The organism is Marimonas lutisalis, assembly GCF_005434965.1.
In the GTDB taxonomy this organism is placed as follows: Bacteria; Pseudomonadota; Alphaproteobacteria; order Rhodobacterales; family Rhodobacteraceae; genus Marimonas_A; species Marimonas_A lutisalis.
In genome coordinates this window covers 209,286-224,756 of sequence record NZ_SKCI01000002.1, presented here as the reverse complement: position 1 = coordinate 224,756, position 15,471 = coordinate 209,286, and the positions used below count along the sequence as shown (strand labels likewise).

The window sequence follows — 15,471 nt, the reverse complement described above, 5'->3', positions numbered from 1 at the left end:
TTACGCCTCCCAGGTGATGGCGCCACCGCACAGGGTGATCGCGGCGCGCGCCTGATCGAGTTCATCAACCGGCGTCTGTTCAAGATCGCGGTCCATCACCACGATATCGGCCAGCATGCCGGGTTTCAGCGTGCCGAACCGGCCTTCGTCGAAACTGGCATAGGCACCCCCGGCGGTATAGCCGTGTAGCGCCTGGTGCAGGGTCGAAGCGTGGCTGGGCTGCCCCTCTTTCCAGGCCTTGCGGGTGATCGCGGCCTTGACCCCGCGCATCGGGTTCACATCCGAGACCGGCCAGTCCGACGCGAAGGCGATGGGCACGCCCTGTCCACGCAGGTAGCTGACCGGGAAGGCCCAGGGCCAGCGCGCTTCGCCCACGTGGGTGACCCACGGTTCCAGCGGGAAATCCATCGCGCCCGGCGGGTGCGGCGGCTGCATCGAGGCGACAACGCCCAGTTCGCGGAAGCGGGGCAGATCGTCGGGGTTCAGCACCTCGATATGTTCGATCCGGTGGCGGCTGTCACGCTTGCCATTGGCCTTCTGTGCGGCCTCGTAGCCGTCGAGCACCCGGCGCACCGCGCCATCGCCGATGGCATGCACGGATATCTGCAGCCCGCGCCGGTCGGCGTCGATGCAGGCCTGCGCGAACCGCTCTTCATCGTGCAGCGGCTCACCGCGCCAGCCGGGGTGGTCGGCGTAATCTTCGACCATCACGGCGGTAGAGCTGTCGATCACCCCGTCCATGAACATCTTGACCCGCCGCGCGGTCAGCCGGTCACTGTCGAACTCCTCGGCCAGCATGCTCGCCTCTTCCAACGTCGAAATCGGCTTTTCGGGCGTCAGGTGGAACGGCACCTCGGTGCGGCAGATCAGATCGCCGCGGTTCTCGATCTCGCGCAGAAGGTCGAGTTGATAGCGGTTGCCGTCCATGTTGTGCAACGCGGTGAAGCCGAAGGAGGCACAGTATTTCAGCCCTTCGTTCAGCACCGCGATATCTTCTTCGCGCTGTTCGGGCGTGACGTGGTCGGGCTCGATCCCCGCGAGGCCCAGCCCCTCGCGCCCGCCGGAGGAGCGCAGCGCCATCACCGGATCATAGGCGGCATGTTCGCGCAACTCGCCCGCGGCGGTGCCGTCGGCAGCCATCACGACCTCGTTTCCCGGCGGGGTTTCATAGCCGTGCAGAAGCCCCGCCTTGTCCAGCGCGATCGTGTTGGCCCAGGCGGTGTGATGGTCCCCCGCGATATAGAGCACCGGACGATCGCCCAGCGCTTCGTCCAGCATCTGACGCGTGGTTTGAACGCCGTCGCCGAAAAGGTTGTAGTCGGTCGCCTTGCAGATCAGCAGCGCCTCGTCGGGGTTGGCGACGGCATAGGCCTGCACCTTGTCGCGCAGCGCCGGCAGGCCCTGCACCCCATCAAGCTGCAGAAGGCGCATGCCGAAGGCACCCGCGAACAGGTGCAGATGCGCCTCGACCATGCCGGGCATGACAGTGCTGCCCTGCGCGTCGATCACGCGGGTGCGCGGGCCGCGCAGCGCCTCGATATCGCGGGCGGATCCGACGGCGAGAATGCGATCGCCGGAGATGGCGATGGCCTCGGCCCGGGGGGTGTCGGCGTCCATCGTGAGGACGACGGCGTTTACGATGATTGAATCGGCCTGTGACATAATTTTCCCCCGTTGCAGACGCCCCCATGAGGCGCGCGGGACGCGCGAAATGCAAGCGTTTTGCTTGTCTGCCCGGGTTATGGGCATGCAGGCCGGTTAGGCGCATCCAAACCGATGCATCATAAGTTAACGGTTGCCAAAAATTTTGCTTTGTCCCTAGACTGAAAGAAAAATCAGGGGTGCATACGGCGTCGAGCAAGCCACCGAACGGGGACGGATGGACGCCACAACGAACACGCAGGACAGCACGACGGACGCAATTGCCGTCGAGGTCGATCATGTCTCGAAAATCTTTCGCGGCGAGCAGGAAGTGCGGGCGCTGGACGACGTGTCGGTCGGTATCCGCAAGAACGAGTTTTTCACGCTTCTGGGCCCGTCGGGCTGTGGCAAGACCACGCTTCTGCGGCTGATTGCCGGGTTTGAGCCGCCCACCATGGGCGCGATCCGGCTGGGCGGGAGGGATATCTCGCGCCTGCCGCCGAACCAGAGGCCGGTGAACACGGTCTTCCAGAACTACGCGCTATTCCCGCATATGAGCGTGGCGCAGAACATCGCCTTCGGGCTGGAGATGCTGGGCAAGCCCAAGGCCGAGGTGCAAAAGACCGTGGACGAGATGCTGCGGCTGGTGCGGATGGAAGAGCTGAAGAACCGGCGCACCGGTGAAATTTCGGGGGGGCAGCAGCAGCGCGTGGCGCTGGCGCGCGCGCTGGCCCCGCATCCCGAGGTGCTGCTGTTGGACGAGCCGCTTTCGGCGCTGGACCTGAAGCTGCGCAAGGACATGCAGATCGAGCTGAAGCGGCTGCAGAGCGAGACCGGCATCACCTTCATTTTCGTCACCCACGACCAGGAAGAGGCGCTGACCATGTCGGACCGCATCGCGGTGATGAGCGCCGGTAAGATCCTGCAGGTGGGCCCGCCGCGCGACATCTATGAACGCCCGGCCGAACGGTTCGTGGCCAATTTCATCGGCGAGTCGAACTTCCTTGATGCGACGCTGGCGGGCGGCAAGGCCACGCTGGCCGCCGGTGGGACGTTTGACGTGCACGTGCCCGAAGGCGTGCGCGATGGCAAGGTGAGCGTTCTGGTCCGCCCCGAACACGCCACGGTGCACGCGGGTGAGGCGGGCGAAAGAGAAATCGCCGGCACGGTCGAAAACGTGGTCTATTCCGGCGAAGCCACGGTGGTGCACCTACGGCTGGCCACGGGCGAGGCCATGAAGGCGCGGTTGTCGAACGCGCCACAAGGCGGCGAGGCCGCCCCGGAAACAGGCAGCGCGGCAGCGGTAACCATCGCCCCCGGCGCGGTCACGGTTCTGAGGGATTGAGCGCAATGAGCGAGATGGGCGCCACCCCCTACCCCCCCGGCGAACTGGAGCGTGAAGCGCGCGCGGCGGATACGCGGCGGCGCTGGCTCTTGTCGCTGCCGGCGCTGGTCATAATCATCTTTGCGGCGGCCGGGCCGCTTCTGGTGATGGTGGTCTATTCCTTCCTGACGCCGGGCGACTATGGCAACGTGAAATGGCAGTTCTCGCTTGAGGGCTGGACAAATACCATCGTGCAGCGCGACATCTTCGATGACACGCTGATCTGGGCGGATGCGCATCTGTCGATCTTCTGGCGTTCGCTGTCGCTGTCGCTGATCACCACGTTGCTGACACTGATTTTCGGGGTACCGACAGCTTGGTTCATCGCCACGCAACCCCCCGGCAAGCGCGAGTTCTGGCTGTTCCTGGTGACCGTGCCGTTCTGGACCAACCTTCTTGTGCGCACCATCGCGATTCAGGAGCTGATCCGCAGCGAGGGGGTGATCAACCTGGTGCTGCTGAAACTGGGCATCATCGACGCGCCATTGCAGATGATGTTCACCGATTTCGCGATCGGCTTCGGCATGACATACGTCTACCTGCCGCTGATGGTGCTGCCGGTTTATGCCGCCGTCGACAAGCTTGATTTCCGGCTGGTCGAGGCGGCGCATGATCTTTACGCCAGCCGCTGGACGGCGTTCCGCCGGGTGATCCTGCCGCTGATAAAGCCGGGGATCATCGCCGGGTCGATCCTTGTCTTCATTCCCTGCCTTGGCGCCTATGTCACGCCGCGCGTGCTGGGCGGGGGCAAGAACCTGATGTTCGGCAACCTGATCGAGCTGCAGTTCGGCCAGGGCCGCAACTGGCCGCTGGGCGCGGCGTTGTCGCTGATGCTGATGGTGGCGGTGATGGTTGCGCTCATCTGGTATGTGCGCGTCACCTCGCGGGAGCAGGCCGATGGCAGATAGACCCGTGAAACAGCCCAAGGGATATTCGGTGCGCACGCTGCCGGGCTTTGCCGTGCTGGCGCTTTTCACCTTCTTCGCGCTTTACGCACCGATCACGATCCTGGTGGCCTATTCCTTCAACGCCGGCACCTCGCTGGCGATCTGGGAAGGGTTCAGCCTGCGCTGGTACTACCAGGCCGCCGCGAACGAGGCGGTGCAGGATGCCGCGATCCGCTCGCTCTACCTGGCCTTCAGCGCGGCGACGATCGCCACCATTGCCGCGACCATGGCGGCGCTGGCCACCACCCGCACCCGGCATTTCCCTGGCAAGACGATGATCTATGCGCTGATCAACCAGCCGCTGATGGTGCCCGAGATCGTCACCGCCGTGGCGCTTCTGATCGTCTTTGCCGCGGTGAAGGTGTGGACCGGGCACACCTCGATGATCTACCTCATTGCCGCGCATACCGCGTTCTGCGTGCCCTTTGCCTATCTGCCCATCCGCGCCCGGCTGGAGACGATGGATACCTCGCTCGAAGCGGCGGCGCAGGATCTCTATGCTTCGCCCTGGATGACGTTCCGGCGGGTGACGCTGCCGCTGATGTGGCCGGGGATCGTGGCCGGGCTGATGCTGGCCTTTGTCATTTCGCTGGATGACGTGGTGATCACCGAATTCGTGAAATCGGCGGGTCAGGATACGCTGCCCACCTACATGCTGGGCCAGCTGCGGCGCGTGGTCACGCCCGAGGTCAACGCCATCTCAACCGTCATCCTGGTGGCCGGGGCGATCCTGGTCACGCTGTTTTTCCGCCTGACCAGCCGACGCGGCTGACGGGCATAACCGGCCGCCAGAGCCGGGGCAAATAACGAAACCAGATCTTCAACAAGGAGAGTACCGATGAAGAAACTTGCAATCGCCGCCACCGCGCTGGCCTTTACGGCCACCGGCGCCCTGGCGCAGGAGCTGAACATCTACAACTGGGGCAACTATACCAACCCCAAGCTGATCGAGAAATTCGAGGCCGAGACCGGCATCAAGGTCACGATCACCGACTATGACAGCAACGACACGGCGCTGGCTAAGGTCAAGGCCGGCGGCCACGGATTTGACATCGTGGTGCCCTCGGCGTCTTACGTGCCGATCTGGGTCGGCGAAGGCCTTCTGGCCGAAACCCGCCCCGACCAGATGGAAAACTTCAAGAATGTCGATCCGGTCTGGGTGAATGTCGATTGGGATCCGGGCCGCAAATACACCGTGCCGTGGCAATGGGGCACGACCGGCGTGGTGGTGAACACCAAGTACTATGACGGCGATATCGACACATCGGCCATCTTCATGGACCCGCCGGACGAGCTGAAAGGCAAGATCAACGTCGTGCCGGAAATGGGCGACGTGATGGGCCTCGCGATCATGTATTACGGCGGCAAGCCTTGCACCGACGATAAGGAACTGCTGAAGAAAGTGCGCGACGGGCTGGTTGCGGCCAAGCAGCACTGGCTGGGCATGGATTACGGCAATATCGAGAAATTCGCCAAGGAGGACCTGTGGGCCGGCGTGAACTGGAACGGGTCGACCTTCCGCATGCGGCTGCAGAACGAGAACATCAAGTACGGCTATCCGAAAGAGGGCTATGTCGTCTGGATGGACTCGGTCGGCGTTCTGAAGGACGCCCAGAACATGGACGAGGCCAAGGCGTTCCAGAACTTCATCATGGATCCGGAAAACGCCGCTCTGATCTCGGAATTCGCGCGCTATGCCAACGGCATCACCGGTTCGGAAGCCTTCATGCCCGAGGACATGAAAACGGCGCGGGAAATCCAGATCCCGGCCGAGCTGAAGGACAAGGGTGTGTTCATCCCGACCTGCGCGCCGGAAACCCAGGCGCTTTACACCCGCATCTGGACCGACCTGCAGAAGTGATCTGCACAATCTGATGGGCGGCCCTTCGGGGCCGTCCACTTTCGTTTTCACATCGGCGGCAGAACCCAGGCCGCGGATACCAGAAAGCCCCTGACATGAGCGATCTTCTCTACCTTACCGCCAGCGAGGCGCTGGCGCGCTTTGCCGACAGGTCGCTGTCCCCGGTCGAACTGCTGCAGGCGCAGATCGCACGGGCCGAGGAAACTGCCCAAACGATCAACGCCTTTACCTACACCTATTTCGACGAGGCGCTGGAGCAGGCCCGCGCATCCGAGGCGCGCTGGGCCCGCGGCGCGCCTGCCGGGTGCCTCGACGGGTTGCCGGTGGCGATCAAGGATGAAAGCCATATCGCGGGCAAACCCACCTCCTATGGCTCGCTCATCATGCGCGATTTCGTGCCTCGGGAAACCTCGGTCATGAACGAGCGCATCCTGGGCGAAGGCGCGATCGTGCATGCCCGCACCGCCACGCCCGAGTTCTCCTGCGCGGGCTTCACCTGGACGCGGCTCTGGGGCATCACGCGAAACCCCTGGAACCCCGACTTCACGCCCGGCGGATCGTCGGGCGGCTCGGCGGCATCGCTGGCGCTGGGCACGTCGAGCCTGGCCACCGGATCGGATATCGGCGGGTCGATCCGCATTCCAGCCTCCTGCTGCGGGCTGGTTGGTTATAAACCGCCCTATGGCCGCAACCCCGATGACATCCCGTTCAACCTGGATTTCTATTGCCACACAGGGCCGCTGGCGCGGTCGGTCGGTGATGCGATCCTGCTGCAGAACGTGATGAGCGGGCCATCGCCGCGTGATATCTCGACGCTTTATCCCAAGCTGACGCTGCCCAGGGACTACGCGCCGATCAAGGGCTGGAAGATCGCGCTGTCGATGGACCTGGGCAGTTTCACCGTGGACCGCGAGGTGCGGCGCAACACGCTGGCCGCGGCGCAGGTGTTCCGCGATCTGGGCGCGACGGTCGAGGAGGTGGAAATCGGCTGGGGCCCCGAAGTGCCCGAAGCCTGTTTCGCCTACCTCACCCACCTGTTCGGCGGGTCGATGTCCGAACTGCTGGACGAGCACGCGGACGACATGACCACCTATTGCCGGGCCTTTGCCGAGGGCTCGCTCACCTCCACCGCGCGGGATTTCGTGCGCACGCTGGAAGTCGCGGGCGAAGCCTACAGGAAACTGGGGCCGCTGCTGGAAGACTATGACTGCCTGATCTGCCCCACCAATGCCCTGCCCGCCGTGCCGGCCGATTTCGACCAGTCGAAGGACACCGTCGAAATCGAAGGGGTCGAGGTGCGCCCAGAACTGGGCTGGGTGATGACCACGCCTTTCAACATGATGAGCCGCTGCCCGGTGATCTCGGTTCCGTCGGGCTTTGCATCGAACGGGGTGCCCACCGGCCTGCAGATCGTCGCCCCCACCTATCGCGACGAGATCGCGTTCCAGGCGGCAATGGCATACGAGACCGCGCTGGGCGGCTGGTTCAACACGCCAGGCGCACGTCCGACATGAGCACGGCGTTCGATTACGTCATCGTCGGCGGCGGTTCGGGCGGGGCCACGTTGGCCGCGCGCCTGTCGGAGGACCCCGGCACCACGGTCTGCCTGATCGAGGCGGGTGACGGCGGCAACTCGATCCTTGTGCGCGCGCCTGCAGCGGTGCTTGCCATGCTGCCGGGGCGGCCAAAGCTGAACAACTGGGCGTTCAAGACGGTTCCGCAGGCGGGCCTTAACGGGCGGCAGGGCTATCAGCCGCGCGGCAAGGCGCTGGGCGGGTCGAGCGCGATCAATGCGATGCTTTATGTCCGTGGACAGCGGCAGGATTACGATGGCTGGGCGGCGGCGGGATGTGCCGGGTGGAGCCGGGACGACGTGCTGCCCTATTTCCTGCGCGCCGAAGACAATGAACGCGGCGCGGATGACATGCACGGCGGCGACGGGCCGCTGCACGTGTCCGACCAGAAGGCACCGCGCCCGATCTCGCGGGCTTTCGTCGAGGCGCACCAGGCGATGCAGGTGCGACAGACGGATGATTTCAACACCGGCGACAATTCCGGCGCGGGCCTTTACCAGGTCACGCAGTTCCATTCGGCCGAAAAGAACGGCGAGCGCTGCTCGGCCGCCGCGGCTTACCTCTTTCCGGCGATGGGCCGCGCCAACCTGCACGTGATGACCCGCAGCCACGCCCAGCGCGTCCTGTTCGAAGGGCGCCGCGCGGTGGCGGTGCGGGTGAAGACGAAGGCGGGCGAGACGGAGATCCGCGCCAACCGCGAGGTGATCCTGTCGGGCGGCACGTTCAACACGCCGCAGCTGTTGCAGCTGTCGGGCGTGGGCCGGCCCGAGGATATCCGCCCGCACGGCATCGACATGGTGCATGAATTGCCGGGCGTGGGGCAGAACCTGCAGGATCACCTGGATTTCATCCTCGCCTGGAAAACCCGCGATCGCGACAATTTCGGGCTGGGTCTTTACGCCACCTGGAACCTGGTGCGCCACATCCTGAAATGGCGGCGCGACGGAAACTCGATGTTCGCCACGCCCTTTGCCGAAGCGGGCAGTTTCCTGAAATCCGATCCGGCACTCGACCGGCCTGACCTTCAGACCCATTTCGTGATCGGCGTGGTCGACGATCACGCGCGCAGGCTGCACCTGGGTCATGGTTTTTCCGCGCATGTCTGCGCGCTGCGGCCCTATTCGCGCGGCACCGTCTCGCTGACCTCGGCCAACTCAATGGCGGCACCGGCGATCGACCCGGCCTTCCTGTCGGATGAGCGTGATCTGCACACCCTGATCCGGGGCGCGCGCATGACCCGCGACATCGTGATGAGCCCGCCGCTGCGCGATTATGTCTGGAAAGAGCTGTTCGGCACCCGGGACGGGATGAGCGATACGGAGTGGGAGAGCCACATCCGTGCCCGCGCCGACACGATCTATCATCCGGTCGGCACCTGCCGGATGGGGGTGGATGACATGGCCGTGGTCGACCCCGAGCTGAAGCTGCGCGGCATCGAGGGGCTGCGGATCGTCGATGCCTCGGTCATGCCGACCCTGATCAGCGGCAACACCAACGCACCAACGATCATGATCGCCGAAAAGGCCGCCGACATGATCCGGAGAGCGGCGCGCTAACCCGGCAGAACCTCGCGCCAGAGCGCCCAGAGAAGCGCGGGGCCGTCGGGCGCGGCCAGCCGGTGCGGCTGTCCCGCCGCCTGAAAGGCGACGTCACCGGGGGCCAGCGGGCGCGCCGACCTGCCTTTTGGCCCCGCGCGCAGCGATCCGGCGACGACGAGGTAAAGCACCTGGTCGGGTATTTCGATGGTGGCCTCGGCCCCCTGGCCGGCCCAGAAAACGAAGCCGCGCAGCCGCGGGTTCAGGAAATGCCCCTCGCGCCCGACCAGCTCATAGGCGGCAAGGCCGGGTTTCCCATAGGCCGCGCCCCAGTGCGCGCGGTCAGACAGGGCAAGAAAGGCATCGCGCGCCTCGGCCAGCCCGTCGGCATATTGCCCGGCCACGGGCAAGGCCCCGGCCCCGGTCAGCACGGGCCCCGGTGCGGCGGGCAGATCGCGCCACATCCAGCGCCCGTTCCACGCCGAAAACCCCGCCACATCGGGAAAGGCCATATGCAGCCACCACGCTGCATCGACCGCGCGGCGGAAATCGGCAGGTGGTGCCGGCATCTCATTGTCAGGCGTCATTCCGCTTCTCCTCCCGGACGGGATACTGCCTCTTTGGCAAGGGCTTTCAAAGGGGGCGATTTTGCGCGATACAGCCGCCAAGGACAAAACACGTAGCGCCCATGAGCACCGCCCGAAAACAACCCCGCGGCATGAAAGACCGCCTGCAGTTCGCCGCCATCCGCGGTTTGCTGTGGTTCATGCATCTGCTGCCCTATCGCTGGCGGGTGCCGTTTTCCGGCTGGGTGGTCAGCCGCGTGGCCGCGCCGCTGATCGGCTGGCGCACCCGGATCGCCGACAACCTGCGCCTGGTGATGCCGGAAATATCCGACAGCGAGATCCGCCGCATTCAGCGCGCGGTCCCCGACAATTTCGGCCGCACCATGGCCGAGCTGTTTTCGCCTGATGATTTCGTGCCCATCGCACGGGCAACCACGCTGGAAGGCCCCGGCCTTGCCGCGCTGGAACAGGCCCGGGCCGAGGGGCGACCCTCGATCCTCGTCTCGGGGCATTTCGGCAATTACGACGTGGTGCGCGCCAGCGTGATCAACCAGGGCTTCCAGGTGGGTGGCATCTATCGCCCGATGAACATTCCGCAGTTCAACGAAATCTATGTCGAGACCATCCAGAAAGTCGGTAAGCCTCTGTTTTCGCGCGGAAGGCGCGGCATGGCCGAAATGATGCGGTTCATGAAAAAGGGCGGCACGCTGGCGGTGCTGATCGACCAGAGGCTGAACAACGGCGTGCCGCTGAACTTCTTCGGCCACACCGCCTATACCGCGCTCAGCTTTGCCGAGCTGGCGCTGAAATACAACGCCACGGTGGTGCCCTGCTACGGCATTCGTCAGCCCGACGGTCTGAGCTTTCGCGCCGTGCTGGAAGAGCCGATCGCCCACACCACCGCCGAGGAAATGACCCAGGCGCTGAACGACTCGCTTGAACGGCAGGTGCGCGCGCATATGGGACAGTGGTTCTGGATCCATAACCGCTGGAAAGACATCAACCCGCCCAAGGAGGCCTGAGATGAAGATTGCCAACCGTGAAATCGGCCCCGACCATCCGCCGCTTGTCATTGCCGAGATCGGCATCAACCACGGCGGTGACCTGGAGGTCGCCAAGGAGATGGTGCGGCTGGCCGCGGGCGCGGGCTGTGAGATGATCAAGCACCAGACGCATATCGTCGAAGACGAAATGACGGACGAGGCCAAGCAGATCTTTCCGCCCAATGCCGACGTGTCGATCTGGGAGGTGATGGAACAATGCGCGCTGAGCCGCGAGGACGAGGCCGAGCTCAAGCGCTATTCCGAGGAACTGGGCCTGATCTGGATTTCCACGCCCTTTTCCCGCGCCGCCTGCGATTTCCTGGAAACGCTGGATGTGCCCGCCTACAAGATCGGCTCGGGCGAGGCGGATAACCTGCCGCTCATTCGCCATATCGCGAAGAAGGGCAAACCGGTGATCCTGTCCACCGGCATGCAGACGATCGAGACGATGCGCGCCAGCGTCGCCATCCTCGAAGAGGCGGGCATCGATTATGCCCTGCTGGAATGCACGAACCTTTACCCCTCGCCGGCCGAGATCGTGTCGCTCAAGGGGGTGACCGAACTGAAGAACGCCTTTCCCAATGCCGTTGTCGGCTTCTCCGACCACTCGATCGGGCCGGAAATGGCGCTGGCCAGCGTGGCGCTGGGTGCCTGCATCCTGGAACGTCACTATACGGACACGCGCTATCGCAAGGGGCCCGATGTCAGCTGTTCGATGGACCCGGCCGAGCTGCGCTTTCTGATCGACCGCAGCCGCGAAATCTGGATCGCCGCCAACAACGACAAGAAGCGCACTGGCCCCGAGGAAGATGTCTATCGCTTTGCCCGCGCCAGCGTGGTGGCCGATGCCGACCTGCCCGCGGGCCACGTGGTCGGCGAGGCCGATATCTGGCCCCGCCGGCCCGGATCGGGCGAGATCGCGGGATACGAGTTCGACAAGGTGGTGGGCAAGACGCTCAAGGTGGCGGTGAAGCGCAACCAGCAGCTCAAATGGTCGGATCTCGACTGATCACGCTGAGCGAACGATGGTCAGGAGGCCGTCGGCCTCCCACCCCTGGATGATTTCGCCTTCGCGGGCGAAATTGTGCGGCGTCTTGTAGCCATCCGGATTGTAATAGGTCGCCGTCGCGCCGAAATCGAAGCCGTAAAGCGTGACCGATTTCGCGACGCCCAGCCGCATCAGCCAACTGATCGCCATGAAGCCCGAGGACGGCCGCCGCCCGATCAGGTTGCGATCGGCCAGCCACCAGCGGAACGGATAGAAGAGCGTATTGCGCACGTTGCGGCGCCCGAAAATCCGGTAGTGCCGCATCTTGGGGATCAGCATCAGCAGATGCCCCGGCGCGAATTTCTCGTCCACCTCGGCCTCGGAAAGCTCGGGCGTGAGGCCCACCATGTCGGTCCGGCTGCCCTGCGCCTCCGGCGCGATGACGAAGCCCTTGTTCAGGCGTATCACCACGTCCGCCGCGTCGATCTGGCTGCCGAAGTCGCGATCCAGAAGGCTTTTCGCGTTGCCGACGACGACGACCGATTTGCCCGCCAGCAGCCTGCGCATCCGCGCATTCGACCGGCTGGCCAGTTTGAGCAGCCATCCCCGGGGCGCCTGGAACAGGTACTTCCGGGGCCATGCCCTGACGCGCGCCGAAACCATCAGTCGCTCTCGGGGTTGCCGCCGTTGGCCACCCAGTAATCGACCGCCCAAGGCACCCGGCCCCGCCCCCAGTTCGGCCCGATGCCCCAGATGCCCGGACGCACCAGATCAATCGGGCGGGGCTCGCCGTGAAAGGCCACCACGCGGGTATCGGGCAAGGGCAGCTTCGGCCGCTGAACAAGGCCCAAAAGCGCCGGGCGGCGCAGGTGATACTTGAAGCTGAGTACCCATTCGGGCGGCCAGAAGGCCATGGTGCCCTCGGGCAATTCGCCCTGCAGGTAGATCTGCTCGATCCGGTACTTGGCGACATTGGCGTCGTGATCGGCCATGAAGCGGTCGAAAATCTCGGGGAACTGGCCGATGGTGAAGGTGAACACGCCGGTGCCCGCCATCGGCGCGGCATCGCCACCCAGCGCGTTCCAGTTGGCCGAGGTGTCGATCACCACCACGTCGCCGGGATGGGTAAACAGATCATCGAGCGGCCCGGTAATCACACTGTCGAGGTCCAGAAACAGGCAACGCCCGGTGATGTCGTAAAGCTCCTCTTTGAAGACCGACAGCTTGGGCCAGCCGCCCTTTTTCCAGTTGAACTCCGAGAGGCCCATTTCCGGGATCGGGAAATGGTCGATCTGGGGCAAAAGGCCCTCGGCGTCATCGGTCAGGCAGACGAAACGGAAATCGCCCGTCATATGCGCGCGCACGGCGGTATAAAGCACGTTCACATAGGCCGCCGAGTAGAGCGTGCCCCATTTCATGCAGATCACGGTGCGGGGCTGCGTCATCGGGGTGTCCTTCGGGGCTGGGGCGCTTTGCAGGGCGTAATGGCCTCTGCCTAGACATCCGGGCGCAATCTGTCCATACCATCGAAAAACCCGAGCCCCGGTCGAGACATGCAAAAACGCCTTCTATTCGTCACCGGCACCCGCGCCGATTTCGGCAAGATCGAGCCCCTGGCCCTTGCCGCGCGCGATGCGGGCCATGACGTGTCTTTCTTTGTCACCGGCATGCACATGCTTGAACGCTATGGCCTGACCAAGATCGAGGTGCACCGCACCCCGGGCGTGAAAGTGCACGAATTCCTGAACCAGCGCATCGGCGATCCACAGGACATGGTGCTGGCCAAGACGGTGCTGGGATTTTCCGACTTCGTGGCCGAACATCGCCCCGATCTTGTGGTGGTGCATGGTGACCGGGTCGAGGCGCTGGCCTGCGCATTGGTCTGCGCCACCAACTACATCCGCTGCGCCCATATCGAGGGCGGCGAGGTGTCGGGCACGATCGACGAGTTGTTCCGCCACTGCAACACGAAGCTGGCCTATTGCCACTTCGTCAGCTCGCAATCCGCCGCGCGGCGGGTGATGGCGCTGGGCGAACCGGCCGAGGCGATCCATGCCATCGGCTCGCCCGAGCTTGATTTCCATTCCCGCGCGTCCGGAACCACGATCGACGCGGTGAAGGCGCATTACGCGATCCCCTTCGATGAATTCGGCATCGCCACCTTCCACCCCGTCACCTCCGAGGCTGACACGATGGGCGCGCAGGCCGCCGCGCTGTTCGGCGCGCTGAAAGCGTCAAAGCGGCCCTTTGTCGTGATCCTGCCCAACAACGATCCGGGCTCCGAGGATATCCTGAAGGTGATCCGCGCCCTGCCCAAGGACCGGTTCCGCGCCATCCCCTCGATGCGGTTCGCGCATTTTTCCGAGGCGATGAAAAACGCCGCCTGCATTGTCGGCAATTCCAGCGCCGGCGTGCGCGAGGCACCGTTCCTGGGCATCCCCTCGCTGGATATCGGCACGCGGCAGAACAACCGCTCGCAAGGCGCATCGATCACCTCTTGCGAGGCGTCCGACAGCGCCACCATTACCCGTTTCCTGGCCGGGGAATGGGGCAAGCGCTACCCGCGCGATGCCGAATTCGGCGAAGGCAATGCCGCGCAGCGTTTTGTCGAGGTGATGGACGATCCCGGGTTCTGGTCGCGCAGCCTGCAAAAGGAATTCCACGATCATGGCTGAGGCCCCCGGCCTTGCCCTGCGCGGCTGGCTGGCGCTGACCTGGGCCTTGCTGCCGCTTCTGCCTTTCCATCTGAAACGCCGGGTCAGGCGCGGCAAGGAAGACGCCGCACGCTGGCGCGAAAAGCTGGGTCATGCCTCGGCCCCGCGCCCCGAGGGACGGCTGATCTGGCTGCATGCCGTCGGGCTGGGCGAAGTGCTGGCCCTGCGTGGCCTGATCGCGCGTTTGGCCTTGTTAGAGCCTGATCTGCACTTTCTCGTCACCTCGAACACAGTAGGTTCGGCCCGCGCGCTGGCGCAGAACCTGACGCCCCGCACCATCCACCAGTTCGCACCGCTCGATGCCCCGGGACCGGCCCGGCGGTTCCTGGCACACTGGCGCCCGGACCTTTCGATCTGGGCGGAACAGGAACTGTGGCCGGGGATCGTCTATCGTAGCGATGCCGCCGGCATCCCCTTGGCACTGGTCAACGCGCGGATGAACGCCGCGGCGCTGGCCCGGCGGCAGAAGGCCGGGGCGATCTATCGTGACGTGCTGCCGCGCTTTGCCCTGGTCTCGGCGCAGGATGAGGACACCGCCGCCAACCTCGCCACGCTGGGCGCGCCGGTGGTGCGCAGCGATGGCTCGCTTAAATCCATCGCGCCGCCCTTGGCAGATCAACCCGAGGCGCGCGCCGCGCTACAGGCGCAGATCGGCGCCCGGCCGGCCTGGATCGCCGCCTCGACCCATGCCGAGGACGAGGCGATGGTTCTGGACGCGCATCAAACCCGCCTGAAAGACGCGCCCGACACGCTTCTGCTGCTGGCCCCGCGCCTGCCCGAGCGCGCCGGTGAAATAATGACCGTACTGAAGGGCCGCGGCCTGCGCGCGGCCCGCCGCAGCAGCGGCGCGGTGCCGGAGGACGACACCCAAGTCTACCTGATCGACACGCTGGGCGAAATGGGCCTTTTCTACCGCCTGGCCCCCGTGGCCTTCGTCGGCGGGTCTATGGGGCCGGTGCAGGGCCACAACCCGTGGGAGGCCGCGCGCCTGGGCGTGGCCATCCTGCACGGGCCGAACACCGCCAATTTCGCCCCCGACTACGCGGCGCTGCATGCAGCTGGCGCCGCACGGCAGGTGGATAGCGCCGCCATGCTGGCCACCGCGCTGGGCGATCCTGCAACGCCCGAGATGAGCCCCCGCGCCGCCGCGCTGATCGACGCGAATATGGACCGGCTGGACGCTTTGTGCCAAAAGCTGGTCACGCTCGTCTGAACAGG

14 protein-coding genes are annotated in these 15,471 nt (G+C 65.0%); 10 read left to right on the top strand and 4 right to left on the bottom strand.

Annotated elements, in window-relative coordinates; all coding sequences use genetic code 11:
- Positions 1 to 1,662 carry an amidohydrolase gene (locus E0501_RS09165; RefSeq protein WP_137701081.1) on the bottom strand — a complete coding sequence of 554 codons (1,662 nt, stop codon included), beginning with the start codon at positions 1,660 to 1,662 and terminating at the stop codon, positions 1 to 3.
- Between the two features lie 217 nt (positions 1,663 to 1,879).
- Between E0501_RS09165 and E0501_RS09160 the strand changes: the two genes are divergently transcribed.
- The 6 genes from E0501_RS09160 (at position 1,880) to E0501_RS09135 (ending at position 8,963) form a co-directional block, all read left to right on the top strand.
- Positions 1,880 to 2,986 carry an ABC transporter ATP-binding protein gene (locus E0501_RS09160; protein WP_137701080.1) on the top strand — a complete coding sequence of 369 codons (1,107 nt, stop codon included), beginning with the start codon at positions 1,880 to 1,882 and terminating at the stop codon, positions 2,984 to 2,986.
- 5 nt (positions 2,987 to 2,991) lie between these two features.
- A complete protein-coding gene (locus tag E0501_RS09155) occupies positions 2,992 to 3,933 on the top strand; it encodes an ABC transporter permease (RefSeq protein WP_205123475.1) in 942 nt (313 codons plus the stop codon).
- The gene (locus E0501_RS09150) at positions 3,923 to 4,744 is read left to right on the top strand and encodes an ABC transporter permease (protein ID WP_137701079.1); all 822 of its coding nucleotides are present in this window, start codon (positions 3,923 to 3,925) and stop codon (positions 4,742 to 4,744) included. Before E0501_RS09155 ends, E0501_RS09150 begins: the two co-directional genes overlap by 11 nt.
- A gap of 66 nt (positions 4,745 to 4,810) precedes the next feature.
- The gene (locus E0501_RS09145) at positions 4,811 to 5,833 is read left to right on the top strand and encodes an ABC transporter substrate-binding protein (RefSeq protein ID WP_137701078.1); all 1,023 of its coding nucleotides are present in this window, start codon (positions 4,811 to 4,813) and stop codon (positions 5,831 to 5,833) included.
- A 95-nt stretch (positions 5,834 to 5,928) separates the two neighbouring features.
- Entirely contained in the window at positions 5,929 to 7,347 is a 1,419-nt protein-coding gene (locus E0501_RS09140) for an amidase (RefSeq protein WP_137701077.1), read from the top strand.
- Positions 7,344 to 8,963 (top strand): GMC family oxidoreductase, encoded by a 1,620-nt coding sequence (locus E0501_RS09135; protein WP_137701076.1) that lies wholly within the window; start codon positions 7,344 to 7,346, stop codon positions 8,961 to 8,963. The genes E0501_RS09140 and E0501_RS09135 overlap by 4 nt, the downstream gene beginning before the upstream one ends.
- On the opposite strand, the gene E0501_RS09130 is transcribed toward E0501_RS09135, so the two are convergent.
- Positions 8,960 to 9,529 (bottom strand): cupin domain-containing protein, encoded by a 570-nt coding sequence (locus E0501_RS09130; RefSeq protein WP_137701075.1) that lies wholly within the window; start codon positions 9,527 to 9,529, stop codon positions 8,960 to 8,962. The two genes, E0501_RS09135 and E0501_RS09130, sit on opposite strands and share 4 nt — an antisense overlap.
- 131 nt (positions 9,530 to 9,660) lie before the next feature.
- Between E0501_RS09130 and E0501_RS09125 the strand changes: the two genes are divergently transcribed.
- Both E0501_RS09125 and E0501_RS09120 read left to right on the top strand, forming a co-directional pair.
- Complete coding sequence (locus E0501_RS09125; RefSeq protein WP_235857800.1) at positions 9,661 to 10,530, top strand: lysophospholipid acyltransferase family protein; 870 nt, start codon at positions 9,661 to 9,663, stop codon at positions 10,528 to 10,530.
- A gap of 1 nt (position 10,531) precedes the next feature.
- On the top strand, positions 10,532 to 11,560 hold the full coding sequence (locus E0501_RS09120; protein ID WP_137701073.1) for an N-acetylneuraminate synthase family protein: 1,029 nt from the start codon (positions 10,532 to 10,534) through the stop codon (positions 11,558 to 11,560).
- Here the strand turns inward: E0501_RS09120 and E0501_RS09115 are convergent, their stop codons facing one another.
- Together E0501_RS09115 and E0501_RS09110 are read right to left on the bottom strand one after the other, a co-directional pair.
- A complete protein-coding gene (locus E0501_RS09115) occupies positions 11,561 to 12,202 on the bottom strand; it encodes a glycosyltransferase family 29 protein (protein WP_137701072.1) in 642 nt (213 codons plus the stop codon).
- Positions 12,202 to 12,984 carry a glycosyltransferase family protein gene (locus E0501_RS09110; protein ID WP_137701071.1) on the bottom strand — a complete coding sequence of 261 codons (783 nt, stop codon included), beginning with the start codon at positions 12,982 to 12,984 and terminating at the stop codon, positions 12,202 to 12,204. Before E0501_RS09110 ends, E0501_RS09115 begins: the two co-directional genes overlap by 1 nt.
- 108 nt (positions 12,985 to 13,092) lie before the next feature.
- On the opposite strand from E0501_RS09110, the gene neuC reads away from it, so the two are divergent.
- The gene (gene neuC, locus E0501_RS09105) at positions 13,093 to 14,214 is read left to right on the top strand and encodes a UDP-N-acetylglucosamine 2-epimerase (protein WP_137701070.1); all 1,122 of its coding nucleotides are present in this window, start codon (positions 13,093 to 13,095) and stop codon (positions 14,212 to 14,214) included.
- Positions 14,207 to 15,466, top strand: coding sequence for a 3-deoxy-D-manno-octulosonic acid transferase (locus E0501_RS09100; protein WP_137701069.1), 1,260 nt, complete (start codon positions 14,207 to 14,209; stop codon positions 15,464 to 15,466). Before neuC ends, E0501_RS09100 begins: the two co-directional genes overlap by 8 nt.
- The last annotated feature ends 5 nt before the right edge of the window (positions 15,467 to 15,471 follow it).

Coding starts and splice junctions, on each gene's coding strand:
- E0501_RS09110 (WP_137701071.1), bottom strand. CDS start 12,984: ATGACGCAGCCCCGCACCGTGATCTGCATGAAATGGGGCACGCTCTAC.
- neuC (WP_137701070.1), top strand. CDS start 13,093: ATGCAAAAACGCCTTCTATTCGTCACCGGCACCCGCGCCGATTTCGGC.
- E0501_RS09120 (WP_137701073.1), top strand. CDS start 10,532: ATGAAGATTGCCAACCGTGAAATCGGCCCCGACCATCCGCCGCTTGTC.
- E0501_RS09165 (WP_137701081.1), bottom strand. CDS start 1,662: ATGTCACAGGCCGATTCAATCATCGTAAACGCCGTCGTCCTCACGATG.
- E0501_RS09125 (WP_235857800.1), top strand. CDS start 9,661: ATGAAAGACCGCCTGCAGTTCGCCGCCATCCGCGGTTTGCTGTGGTTC.
- E0501_RS09160 (WP_137701080.1), top strand. CDS start 1,880: ATGGACGCCACAACGAACACGCAGGACAGCACGACGGACGCAATTGCC.
- E0501_RS09135 (WP_137701076.1), top strand. CDS start 7,344: ATGAGCACGGCGTTCGATTACGTCATCGTCGGCGGCGGTTCGGGCGGG.
- E0501_RS09150 (WP_137701079.1), top strand. CDS start 3,923: ATGGCAGATAGACCCGTGAAACAGCCCAAGGGATATTCGGTGCGCACG.
- E0501_RS09115 (WP_137701072.1), bottom strand. CDS start 12,202: ATGGTTTCGGCGCGCGTCAGGGCATGGCCCCGGAAGTACCTGTTCCAG.
- E0501_RS09145 (WP_137701078.1), top strand. CDS start 4,811: ATGAAGAAACTTGCAATCGCCGCCACCGCGCTGGCCTTTACGGCCACC.
- E0501_RS09130 (WP_137701075.1), bottom strand. CDS start 9,529: ATGACGCCTGACAATGAGATGCCGGCACCACCTGCCGATTTCCGCCGC.
- E0501_RS09100 (WP_137701069.1), top strand. CDS start 14,207: ATGGCTGAGGCCCCCGGCCTTGCCCTGCGCGGCTGGCTGGCGCTGACC.
- E0501_RS09155 (WP_205123475.1), top strand. CDS start 2,992: ATGAGCGAGATGGGCGCCACCCCCTACCCCCCCGGCGAACTGGAGCGT.
- E0501_RS09140 (WP_137701077.1), top strand. CDS start 5,929: ATGAGCGATCTTCTCTACCTTACCGCCAGCGAGGCGCTGGCGCGCTTT.